Here is an 11295-nt window from a genome sequence, read left to right as displayed (position 1 = left end):
CTGATCCAGCGCATCGGCCCCGGCGTGGGCCTGGGTGGACAGCCCGGCGGCCCGCAGTCCGTCGCGCAGCGCCCCGTAGCCGGCTTCGTCGGCAATCACCGCGTGTTCCGGACGGTGGGTCACGCACAGCGCCAGCAGGGCCTGCACCTGGCTGCCGGCGGCCAGTACGGTCGCGCGGTAGCGGTCGGGATGACGCGCGATCACATCGAGCGCGGACGCGCCGATCGAGCCGGTGGCACCCAACACGGCGACCTGGCGGAGAGCGGGGAGGCTGTGCATGCTTAGAACCCGAAGATTTCCTTGCCCAGCGCAAACACCGGCAGGGCGGCCAGGACGCCATCGATGCGATCCAGCACGCCGCCGTGGCCCGGAATGATATGACCCGAGTCCTTGGCACCGGCATGGCGCTTGATCAGGCTCTCGTACAGGTCACCCAGCACCGACGCGAACACGGCCACGATGGTGGTCACCACCAGGCCAACCACCTGGTCGGGCGTGACCCCGGCCATCCAGCCAAATACCAGCGCCACCAGCAGGCCCGCCAGCAGTCCGCCGACCAGGCCTTCCCAGGTCTTGTTGGGGCTGATGCGTGGAGCCAGCTTGGTGCGGCCGAAGCTGCGTCCTGCGAAATAGGCACCGGAGTCGGCAGCCCATACGATCGCCAGCGCGGTCAGCAGCCACAGGTGGCCCTGCGCGCCGCTGGCGTGGATCAGCACCAGTGCGGCCCAGGCCGGCACGATGGCCAGTGAACCGGCCAGCAGCTTGAGCGCGCGGGCGTGGCTGCCGGGTTCGGCTCCGAAAGTAAAGAAGCGCAGCCACAGCAGCGCCATCAGCCACCAGCCGATACCGACCAGCGCGGCGATCTGGTACAGCACGAGGGTGCCGGCGTCGGCCCACACGATGAGCACCATCAGCACCAGGTTCAGCACCAGCAGGACGGTGCGGGCGAGGGTATCTTCGACCTGGGCCAGTTTCAGCCATTCCCACAGGCCGATCAGGAACACGGCAGCGGCAGCCGCGGCCAGCCATTGGGTGGGCAGCAGCAGGATGGCGGCAATGGCAACCGGCGCCATGATCAGCGCGGCGATGACTCGGGTTTTGGTCATGAGTGGGACGTCTCGGTGGCCAGGGCGGCGATCTGGGCGCTGGTCAGGCCGAAGCGACGTTCACGCGAGGCGTAGGCGTCCAGCGCCTGCTGCAGGTGGGTGGCCTCGAACTCGGGCCACAGCACGTCGGTGAACCACAGTTCGGTATAGGCCAGCTGCCACAGCAGGAAATTGCTGATGCGGGTATCGCCGCCGGTGCGGATGAACAGATCGGGGGCGGGCAGGTCGGCGAGGGCCACGCGGCTGCCCAGCAGCGCCTCGTCGATCTGCTCGGGAAGCAGTCGCCCGGCGGCCACTTCGGTGGCCAGCTCGCGGGCGGCGCGGGCAATGTCCTGACGGCCGCCATAGCTGGCCGCAATGCTCAGCGTCATGGCGGCGTTGTCAGCGGTGCGCTGCTCGGCCAGCTGCATGCGGCTGACCAGCCCGGCACCGAAGCGCTCGCGTTCACCGATGAAGCGCACGCGCACGCCACGCCGATGCAGCTCGTCCACTTCGCGGTCGAGTGCATTGAGGAACAGCTTCATCAGTGCGTCGACCTCTTCGGTCGGCCGGCCCCAGTTTTCACTGGAGAAGGCAAACAGCGTGAGCGCGGCAATGCCGCGCTCCAGGCAGAAGTCGATGGTGCGATTGACCGCGCGCGCGCCGGCACGATGGCCGATTACGCGCGGACGGCGACGCTTCTGTGCCCAGCGCCCGTTGCCATCCATGATGATGGCCAGGTGGCGGGGAACGCCGGCGGCAAGGGTCGGGGCCTGGGACATGGGGCTCAGACCTGCATCAGTTCCTTTTCTTTGTCGGCCACGACACTGTCGACGTCCTTGATGGCCTTGTCGGTCAGCTTCTGGATGTCGTCTTCGCCGCGCTTCTTTTCGTCTTCGCTGATTGCCTTGTCCTTGAGCAGCGCGCCGATGGCCTTGTTGGCGTCCTGGCGGAAGCCGCGGATGGACGTCTTGGTACGCTCGCCTTCGCCCTTGACCTGCTTGGCCAGTTCCTTGCGACGCTCTTCGGTCGGCGGCGGCATGTTGATGCGGATCGAGGTGCCCAGCGTATTCGGAGTGAATTCCGCGTTGTACAGCCCCTTCTCGATCTCCTTGATCATGCTCTTGTCGAACGGCGTGATCAGGAGGGAGTGGGCGTCGGCGTTGGAAACGGTAGCCACCTGGTTCAACGGCGTCGAGGAGCCGTAGGCATTGACCATGACGCGTGCCAGCAGATCGGGGCTGGCGCGGCCGGTACGGACCGAGGTGAGGGTGTGCTTCAGAGCCTCAATGCTCTTGGCCATGCGCTCTTGCGCGTCTTTCTTGATGTCGTTGAGCATCGCCCGAATCCTGGATGTCACAGAGAATCGGGCGATTATAGGCGAAATCCGGTGAACCAAGGCCGGTGAAGGATGGCAGGGGCCGCGACGGCCAACGGTCGTCGCCTACCGGGATGTCGCGCCCGGCGGTAGGTACCGACCGTTGGTCGGTACAATGTCACGGTAGGTACCGACCGTTGGTCGGTACCGGAAGCGCCGATCAGGCGTTGTTGCGGCCGCGCACCAGGGTGCCGATGTTCTCGCCGTGCAGGATCTTCAGCAGTTCGCCCGGCTGGCCCATGTCGAACACGCGCAGCGGCAGGTCGCTGTCACGGGCCAGGGCGAAGGCGGCGGTGTCCATGACCTCCAGGCCGCGGGTGATCACTTCGTCGTAGGTCAGGCTGTCGAAGCGGACCGCATCGCTGTACTTGTTGGGGTCCTTGTCGTACACGCCGTCGACCTTGGTGGCCTTGAGCAGCAGGTCCGCCCCGATTTCGATGGCGCGCAGCGCGGCACCGGAGTCGGTGGTAAAGAACGGGCTGCCCACGCCGGCGGCGAAGATCACCAGACGGCCCTTTTCCAGGTGGCGGATGGCGCGGCGACGGATGTAGTCCTCGCACACGTCGTTGATCTTGATCGCGCTCATCACGCGCGCCTTCGCGCCCAGCTTTTCCAGCGCATCCTGCATGGCCAGCGCGTTGATCACGGTGGCCAGCATGCCCATCTGGTCACCGGTGACGCGGTCCATGCCGCCAGCAGCAAGTCCGGCTCCGCGGAAGATGTTGCCGCCGCCGATCACCAGCGCGACCTCCGCACCGGCCTGCTGGGCCTCGATTACTTCACGCGCCAGACGGTTGATGACCTTGGGGTCAATGCCATAGTCCTCGTCTCCCATCAGCGCCTCCCCGGAAAGTTTCAGCAGGATGCGGCGATAGGTGAGATTGGACATGGTGGCCTCTGGATGCGTGGAAAACGCGGGAATTCTACTGGAAGCGACGTCAGCCGGCGTGGAAATTTTGTTGCGCCGCGGCGCAGGCTGCCGCGCCGCCTTCCACCCCTGTTCAGGCAGGCTCGGTGCCCGGAGAGCGGGCAATGACCCGGTTGCGGCCCAGGCTCTTGGAGCGGTAAAGCACGTCGTCGGCGGCCTTGAGCAGGTCCTGGACCTCGGCGAAACGCTCGTACCCGCCCTGGGTGGCAACCCCGGCCGAGAAGGTGATGTACAGCGGGCTGCCGCCGACGTCGGCCATGGGGGTGTTGACGATGTTGGCGAGCACCCGGCGGACCACTTCCAGCGCGACCCCTTCGGTGGTGTTGGGCAGCAGCGCGATGAATTCCTCGCCGCCAAAGCGCGCCACGGTGTCGCTGCTGCGCAGCTGTTCCTGGAGCTTGGAGGCAAAGCTGCGCAGGACCTCGTCGCCCAGCAGGTGCCCGTGGGCGTCGTTGACCTTCTTGAAGTCGTCCAGGTCGATGAAAGCGACCGAGAGCGGCCAGCCGTGCCGGGTGGCGCGGTTGAACTCCTGCTCCAGCACGGCTTCAAGCTGGCGGCGGTTGAGTACGCCGGTGAGGGCGTCGCGGTGGGCCTGCTCGGCCAGCCGGTTGGCGCGGGCTTCGAACTCGTCGGCGCGCTGGCGGGCCATGGCGGCGTCCTGCATTTCACGCAGGTTGCGCAGGGTAGCCAGTTCCTGGGCATGGTCGATCAGCTGCTGCACGCGCAAGGGGGAGGTCAACGTGGTTTCGAACAGCGCGCCGATATCCGGCAGGGCTTCGCTGATCCGGGCCAGTACCTGGTCGAACTGGGCGCTGTCCAGCTGCAGGGTGTCGTGGACGCGCTGCAGGGCCACTTCGCGCGCGCTGTCGGTGTCGGCACTCAGCCAGATGTCGGCGACCGCGCCGGACACGGCCACGCAGGCCTGGAACTTGTCCTCGGTGGCCTCAGGCGATTCGCTGCGGGCGATGGCGTCCACCAGGTATCGTGGCAGATCCCATTGTTCGGCCATCCAGGCCCCGACCTCGGCATGGGTGCAGTCCAGCTGCTCCCGCTCAAGCTCCAGCAGCTGGTCGTTGTCGGTGGCGGCGCGCAGGACCGGAAGGTAGCGGTCCGGCTCGCTCTGGGCCAGGACCAGGATGCCGATGTCCTGCAGCAGGCCGGCCAGCATGAGCTCTTCGGCCTTGCGCAGGCCGCGGGCCTGGCCGAGCAGGCTGGCGGCCAGTGCGCTGAGGATGCTGCGCCGCCAGGCGCGTTCGCGCACGTCCTGGCCCTGGCCGGGCGCGGTCAGGTCACGGGTAACGGTGAACCCCAGGGCAAGGCTGACGGTGGCATTCAGGCCGAGCATGGTCAGTGCCTGGCCGAGGTTCTCGATGCGCCGCCGGCTGGCATACAGCGGAGAATTGGCGATGCGCAGCATGCGCGCGCTCAGCGCCATGTCGATGCCGATGATATCGGCGGCGGTGGTGATGTCCGCTTCCGGATTCTGGGCCAGCTCGATGATGCGCAGGGCAATTCCGGGCGGCGAGGGCAGGTTGCGGCAGAGCGCCAGTGCGGCAGTCAGCTCGGGAGACATGGCAGGAACACTAAGATGATGTGGCAAGAATACATGGAGTGCGTCACAGATTTGAGTCCTGGCGCTTGCCATGTACGGATTCGTGAGGTGCGTCACTCGGGCCCGCGTCGGTATGGTGCGCGGTCGGTGTCGGTCCGGGTGGGCGTGGGCCCCTTGATGTCTTTGGTACCACATCCACGCAGCCTGTACCATGCGCGCTCTCACTTAAAAGGAAGTTGCCACCGATGGCTGTGAAGTCGCTCAAGGAATTCCTGGCTGCCACGCAGGAAAAAGATCTCAGCGCCGATGCGTTCGAACTGGAAAGCCCGTACATGCTCGAAGTCCGGGTGGACGGACGGGTGTGGTCGAAGTCCGGTGCGATGGTGGCGCGCAAAGGGGCGGTGAAGTTCACCCGCGAGGGTGTCCTCGAACGTGGCGTGGGCAACCTGCTGAAGAAGCTGGCCACCGGCGAAGGGTTGCGACTGATGAAGGTCGAGGGCCAGGGACGGGTCTACCTGGCCGACATGGGCAAAAAGATCACCCTGCTGCGTCTGGAGGGCGACTCGGTGTTCGTCAACGGCAACGACGTGCTCGCGTTCGAGGATGGTATCGATTCGCAGATCACCATGATGCGCAAGGTGGCGGGGATGATGGCGGGGGGGCTGTTCAACATTCGTCTGAGCGGACACGGCATCGTGGCGGTCACCTCGCACTACGAGCCGATGACCTTGCCGGTGAGCGCGCAGACGGGCCCGATCTTCACCGATCCCAACTCGACCGTGGCCTGGTCCGGCACGCTCACGCCCGAGGTCGTCACCGACATCTCGCTGGGCACCCTGCTGGGCCGCGGCTCCGGCGAAACGCTGCAGCTGAAGTTCGCCGGCGAAGGCTGGGTGGTCGTGCAGCCCTACGAAGAAGTCACCTTCCAGACCAAGCCCTGATCGCCTGATTGCACGATCTACGTAGATCGTCGAAAGCCAGCCACAAAAAAACCCGGCCGAAGCCGGGTTTTTTCGTTGTCGCGTGAAGGCGGGAATCAGGCCAGGCCGGCCTGCTTCATCACTTCGGCGGCGTAGTCTTCCACCACCTTCTCGATGCCTTCGCCCACGACCAGCAGCTGGAAGCCGGTCACGTCGGCCTTGGCGGCGGTGACGACCTGCTCGACGGTCTTGTCGCCGTCCAGCACGTAGGACTGGCCATACAGGGTCACGTCGTTGACGATCTTGTTGATCTTGCCGCTGATGATCTTTTCCAGGATCTCGGCCGGCTTGGACTTGTCCTTCTCGGACATCTTGGCCAGTTCGATTTCCTTTTCCTTCGCCACGAACTCGGCCGGGACGTCGGCTGCCTTGTTGTGCGGCGGCTTCATGGCGGCCACGTGCATGGCCAGGCCACGGGCCAGTTCGACGTCGCCGCCGACCAGTTCGACCAGTACGCCGACCTTGCCGTTGGTGTGCACGTAGGCACCGATGTTGCCGGTGGTTTCGGCCTTGACCAGGCGACGGATCTGGATGTTTTCACCCAGCTTCTGGATCGCTTCGGCGCGGGCTTCTTCCACGGTCTTGCCCGAAGCCAGGGTGGCGCTCTTCAGCGCTTCCACGTCGGCAGCGCCCGAGGTCAGCGCGGCAGCGGCGACGGAATCGACGAACGACTTGAAGTTGGAATCGTTGGCGACGAAGTCGGTTTCCGAGTTGACTTCGACCAGCACGGCCTTGCCGCCGTCCTGGGCCAGGCCGAGACGGCCTTCGGCAGTCACGCGGTCAGCCTTCTTGTCGGCCTTGGCCGCGCCGGACTTGCGCAGGGCTTCAGCAGCAGCGTTGATGTCGCCACCGTTTTCAGACAGCGCCTTCTTGCACTCCATCATGCCGGCGCCAGTGCGCTCGCGCAGTTCCTTGACCAGGGAAGCAGTGATTTCCACGGGAATTCCTCACATAAGAAAGGGGTTGGGCCGGCATGGTGGCCGGCCCGTGTGACAAAGACCCTGTCGCGCCTGCGGCAGCAGACAGGGCGCGGTGGGTGCGGACACCCACCGCAGGCCGGGATCAGGCCTCGGCGCCCTTGTCGGCAGCGGCCTTCTTGGCCGGAGCGCGACGGGCCGGCTTGGCTTCTTCAGCTGCCGCTTCGGCGAACTCTTCTTCACGGACGCTGGCGGCGTGCGGAGCAGCAGCCTTGCCTTCCAGCACGGCGTCAGCAGCGGCACGGGCGTACAGCTGAACGGCGCGGATGGCGTCGTCGTTGCCCGGGATCGCGTAGTCGACCAGTTCCGGGTTGTAGTTGGTGTCAACCACGGCGATCACCGGGATGCCGAGCTTCTTGGCTTCCTTGATGGCGATGTCTTCGTGGCCGATGTCGATGACGAAGATGGCGTCCGGCAGACGGTTCATGTCCTTGATGCCGCCCAGCGAGGCTTCCAGCTTGTCACGCTCGCGACGCAGGCCCAGCACTTCGTGCTTGACCAGCTTGTCGAAGGTGCCGTCGGTTTCGCCGGCTTCCAGTTCCTTCAGGCGGGCAACCGACTGCTTGACGGTACGGAAGTTGGTCAGGGTGCCGCCCAGCCAACGCTGGTTCATGTACGGCATGCCGCAACGCTCGGCTTCTTCACGGATCGATTCGCGGGCGCTGCGCTTGGTGCCCAGGAACAGGATGGTGCCGCGCTTCTGGGCAACGCTGGAAATGAAGTTCATCGCATCGTTGAAGAGCGGAACGGTCTTTTCCAGGTTGATGATGTGGATCTTGCCGCGGGCGCCGAAGATGTACTGGCCCATCTTGGGGTTCCAGTAACGGGTCTGGTGGCCGAAGTGGACGCCGGCTTCCAGCATCTGACGCATGGTGACCTGGGGCATTGCAAAACTCCTGATGGGGAACCGGCCGCCACGGGAAAGGGAATGGGCGGTCCGCTGCGAGGCGGGAGGTTCCGGGGTTGGGCTTCCCTGCTGCTTCCGTGACCGAACTCCTTGCGGAGCACCCCGGCACGAATGGCAGTAGCAGGTGTGTATTCACCGGTGACGTCCGGTGTTGACGGTTTCATGCGCACGAAGGCGCAGGAAATCCAGTCGATTATAGCCCGCCACTGGCGCTGGGCGCAATTGCCGGGTCCAGCGGTGCCAGCAGGGCCGGAGCCTCCTGCCCCATTCGGGCGCTGAAACGCCCGTCCGCGTAGGCCTCGGCGGGTTCGGGCAGCGTCCAGTGGCGGGTCTGCCCAGCCAGCACGTAACCCGCCAAGCCGGGTAACAACGGCAGCGCCGTCGCGCGCGAGGGCACGAATGCCAGGTCGGAGAGGCGGGCGTGGCGCGCACCGCCATTGTACAGCTCCAGAACTGCCGGACCGGGCCCGGACAGGACCCTTACTGCCAGCGCCGGGCCGGCCGCGCGCCTCGCGGCGGCGACGAATACCGGAAGTGAGATCTGTACCGCCGGGCTGTCGCTGCCGGCCCGCAGCACCAGCCGGTAGCTCTGCTCGGTGGCAGGACTGGAGGCGGGCCAGACCAGTCGGACCCGTTGTCGACCGTGAGCCGGCAGATGCAGCTCGGAGGGGCTGACCGCCAGCACGACCGCAGGCTCCAGCTGCTCGCGGTCCACGCTCTGGGCCCAATGGTAGAGGCGGGCCTGGCCGTGCCATGGGCGGTCGCTGTCGTTGTAAAGCCAGACGCTGTCGTCGCGCTGCCCGGGAGCCAGGGTGACCGACAGCGGCGATACCTCCAGCGCATATGCGGCACCGCTGGTGGTGAGCATCAGGCAGGCGGCAACCCGCCTCAGAAGGTGAGCGTGTGCCATGCGCGCTGTGCGTCGGGGCCGGCCTCCACCGGCGGCGTAAGCGCCTGCACCTGGGGCGGGGCAGGGGCAGCGGCGTCGCTGCGGCGATGGGTCGTCGCGCAGCTGCCCGGCGTTGAGCCAGGCTCCAGCCGGCAGGCATCCACGACCTTCAGCTGGATGCGCAGTGGCATCGGCGCGGGCGGTGCGGCGGTGGCGCGCGCTCCGGCCAGCGGGGGCAGGGCGGCGGCCAGTAGTGCAGTGCACAGCAGAAAGGGGTGACGGGGCATGGGTGAGGGCGGGCGTACGGAAGGTCGCCCTCGATATCGGCCCGCGCCGGGTGTCCTTGAGCCTTCAGTAGGTGATCGTGACCTTGATCTGGTCGCTGTAGCTGCCCGCCGCGACCGGTCCGCTGGTAGGCGGGGCCCGCCCGTACACGGTCAGCACCTGGGCGCTGCCGGTGCCGGTGCCAGTGACCCGGTCGACGTTGGCGGTGCTGCCCCAGCGCTGGGTGCGGGTGCTTTCACGATACAGCTCGTACGGAATGAAATACGCGCTGTTGGTGGTATGGCGCATGCGCCTGACCGTGCCATTGGCATACAGGCCGTTGTCCAGCGCGATGTTGTAGGCGGTGCGGTTGAGGCAGGTCAGGCCGATGGTCGAGGTGCGGTCGATATTGCTGGTGATCGCACCGGCGTTGCTGCCGAAGTCCATGTCGGTGGTGACATAGGCGCTGCATTGCGGCAGCACCGTGGCGGTCACCGTGAAGGGAAATCCGCCAGTGGCGGTCTTGTTGCCGGCCACGCCGGCGGTGGTGGTGCAGGCGGCCGGTGCGGTGGCCGTGCCCAGCAGTACTTCATTGAACGCGTACTGCAGGCGCACGTCAGCGCCGCTGAAGCTGGTGCTGTAGTTGCCGGCAGCCAGGGTCTGGCCAGCGGGAATGCGGCCGTAGATGGTTACCGTCACCGCGCCGCTTCCTCCGGTCAGAAGTGGCACCGAGTAGTTGAGGTCCACTACCAGCGGGCCCGGCGTGGTGCCTGGGGTCAGGCCCCAGATATTGGTGTACGCGGCGTTGGTGAACAGCTGGAAGGACACCGGGTCGCCACTGGCATTGGTCATCCGGCGCAGCGGCGATATCGCCACACCGGTGGTGCCCACGCCGATGCCGATGCAGGCGCGTACAGACGCGGTGGCCAGCAGGCTGAGTGCGGTGGTGTTGCAGGTGATGGTGAAGCTGGTCGTGGTGACGGTGGGACTGCCCGCAGCATTGGTGATGTTGCCAAAGGCGGCCGTCACCGGTGCGCTGGTGGTGCAGGTGGTGTCGGCACGCGCGGTACCTGTCAGCAGGCCGCCCGCCAGCATTACCAGTGTGCCCAGCAGGAGCTTCAGGCTCATGGCGTGGCACCGGTCTGGCAGCGCAGTGGGCCCAGCCGCACCGGCGCGCTGCCGGTGGCACTGGCCAGTGGTACCTCCACCACGCAGCCGCCCTCCGGGGTGTCCACCTGCAGCCGGGCCCGCGTGGGCAGGTCCTCCAGGTACACCTCGCCGTCGTAGCCCACGGTGGCGCTGCGCTGGTCGGGCAGGCGAACCTGGCTGCCAGCGGGGACGGGCTGGCCGGCAGCGTCCTGCAGCACCAGGGTGATGGCGCGGGTGCGGCGCAGCCCGAAGCTCACGCCCAGCCCGGCGCTCTGACGCGGCGTGACCTGTGCATCGACCCGTTCGGCGCGCATGTCCGCCGGCAGGTCCAGGGTGTCGATGGAAAGACGATTGCGCTGCCACGACAGCAGCGGCGTCACCAGCAGCAGGCCATTGCGGTCGGTCACGCCGATCGGCCGGTTTTCCAGTCGCACCGGAACGCCGGCCACGCCATCGGTGGACACCACGGCGAACGCGTCCGGCACCTCGCGCGCGGCGAATACATGCCCGCCCATCCAGACCACGCTGCCGCTGGCATTGGCGTAGGCGAAGGTGCTGTCGCCCTGGCGTGCCGCGCCGGCGGAGTATCGACCGACGCGGTTCAGCCAGCCCACCTCGGCCAGCCCGCCGGTGCCGTCGTCGTCGTGCCGCGCCTGCACCCGCCAGCCGTAGCCGCCCTGGCTGCCATCGCCCGGGACCGGTTGCGAGACATCCACCGTGTAGAGATTGCGATCCCCATTGCGCTGCAGGGCCAGGTTGCTCTGGCGGTTGCGGCCGAGACTGGCCGACACCGAAAGGTAGAGGCTGCGGTCGGCGCTTTCGTCCAGGTTCTGGTTGAACGAGGCATAGGCGGACCAGCGGTCGGAGAACGTGCGGTTCCAGAACACGCTGGCATAGCGGCGGTCGTCGCCTCCCGGATAGGACAGGCGCAGGTAGCTTGCGCTCAGCGACCCCAGCCGTCCCAGGCTGGCCCCGGCGGTGACCTGGTCGGTCACGTCCGGCGGGCGCGCACCCTGCAGGCTGCCCAGGTCCTGGAAATCGCCGTGGGTACGCAGGGTGGAGCCGTTGACGTTGAACACCCGGTTGTTCCAGCTGTATCCCAGCGACCACTGCCCGCCATCGCGCCCATCGCGGCGGCTGCGCGCTTAGGAGGCATTGAGCACGCCGGCCAGGCCCAGCTGCCACC

Annotated in this window: 11 protein-coding genes and 2 pseudogenes; 1 reads left to right on the top strand and 12 read right to left on the bottom strand. The window is 66.8% G+C overall.

The genetic code is table 11. The features are described 5' to 3' along the window. The 6 genes and pseudogenes from EGJ34_RS17670 to EGJ34_RS17645 all read right to left on the bottom strand — a co-directional run. Positions 1-279 (bottom strand): annotated as a pseudogene (locus EGJ34_RS17670) (1-deoxy-D-xylulose-5-phosphate reductoisomerase); the annotation flags it as partial. Positions 280-281: 2 nt separating this feature from the next. Next, positions 282-1106 carry a CDP-archaeol synthase gene (locus EGJ34_RS17665; protein ID WP_125361783.1) on the bottom strand — a complete coding sequence of 275 codons (825 nt, stop codon included), beginning with the start codon at positions 1104-1106 and terminating at the stop codon, positions 282-284. Next, positions 1103-1867: a polyprenyl diphosphate synthase gene (gene uppS / locus EGJ34_RS17660; RefSeq protein WP_125361782.1), complete on the bottom strand. Its 765-nt coding sequence runs from the start codon at positions 1865-1867 to the stop codon at positions 1103-1105. The genes EGJ34_RS17665 and uppS overlap by 4 nt, the downstream gene beginning before the upstream one ends. A 5-nt stretch (positions 1868-1872) precedes the next feature. After that, a complete protein-coding gene (gene frr, locus EGJ34_RS17655) occupies positions 1873-2424 on the bottom strand; it encodes a ribosome recycling factor (RefSeq protein ID WP_125361781.1) in 552 nt (183 codons plus the stop codon). Between the two features lie 199 nt (positions 2425-2623). Next, positions 2624-3352, bottom strand: a complete 729-nt coding sequence (pyrH, locus tag EGJ34_RS17650; RefSeq protein WP_125361780.1) for a UMP kinase — start codon at positions 3350-3352, stop codon at positions 2624-2626. 112 nt (positions 3353-3464) lie between these two features. Continuing rightward, the gene (locus tag EGJ34_RS17645) at positions 3465-4964 is read right to left on the bottom strand and encodes a GGDEF domain-containing protein (RefSeq protein WP_125361779.1); all 1500 of its coding nucleotides are present in this window, start codon (positions 4962-4964) and stop codon (positions 3465-3467) included. A 224-nt stretch (positions 4965-5188) separates the two neighbouring features. Here EGJ34_RS17645 and EGJ34_RS17640 point away from each other — a divergent pair, with 224 nt between their 5' ends. Further along, positions 5189-5884 (top strand): AIM24 family protein, encoded by a 696-nt coding sequence (locus EGJ34_RS17640; RefSeq protein WP_125361778.1) that lies wholly within the window; start codon positions 5189-5191, stop codon positions 5882-5884. Between the two features lie 95 nt (positions 5885-5979). Here the strand turns inward: EGJ34_RS17640 and tsf are convergent, their stop codons facing one another. The 6 genes and pseudogenes from tsf to EGJ34_RS17610 all read right to left on the bottom strand — a co-directional run. Beyond that, positions 5980-6861, bottom strand: coding sequence for a translation elongation factor Ts (gene tsf / locus EGJ34_RS17635; RefSeq protein WP_125361777.1), 882 nt, complete (start codon positions 6859-6861; stop codon positions 5980-5982). A 124-nt stretch (positions 6862-6985) separates the two neighbouring features. Continuing rightward, a complete protein-coding gene (gene rpsB, locus EGJ34_RS17630) occupies positions 6986-7786 on the bottom strand; it encodes a 30S ribosomal protein S2 (RefSeq protein ID WP_125361776.1) in 801 nt (266 codons plus the stop codon). Between the two features lie 214 nt (positions 7787-8000). Then, positions 8001-8717 (bottom strand): fimbria/pilus periplasmic chaperone, encoded by a 717-nt coding sequence (locus EGJ34_RS17625; RefSeq protein ID WP_125361775.1) that lies wholly within the window; start codon positions 8715-8717, stop codon positions 8001-8003. Further along, the gene (locus EGJ34_RS17620) at positions 8696-8983 is read right to left on the bottom strand and encodes a hypothetical protein (protein WP_125361774.1); all 288 of its coding nucleotides are present in this window, start codon (positions 8981-8983) and stop codon (positions 8696-8698) included. The genes EGJ34_RS17625 and EGJ34_RS17620 overlap by 22 nt, the downstream gene beginning before the upstream one ends. Before the next feature lie 64 nt (positions 8984-9047). Continuing rightward, complete coding sequence (locus EGJ34_RS17615) at positions 9048-10088, bottom strand: spore coat U domain-containing protein (protein WP_260477046.1); 1041 nt, start codon at positions 10086-10088, stop codon at positions 9048-9050. Further along, positions 10085-11295: pseudogene (locus EGJ34_RS17610) on the bottom strand (fimbria/pilus outer membrane usher protein); the annotation flags it as partial. The gene EGJ34_RS17615 and the pseudogene EGJ34_RS17610, both read right to left, overlap by 4 nt.

The organism is Stenotrophomonas sp. 278, assembly GCF_003935715.1.
In the GTDB taxonomy this organism is placed as follows: domain Bacteria; phylum Pseudomonadota; class Gammaproteobacteria; order Xanthomonadales; family Xanthomonadaceae; genus Stenotrophomonas; species Stenotrophomonas maltophilia_AH.
The sequence above is the reverse complement of the archived record's forward strand: the minus strand, read 5'-3'. Positions and strand labels throughout refer to the sequence as shown.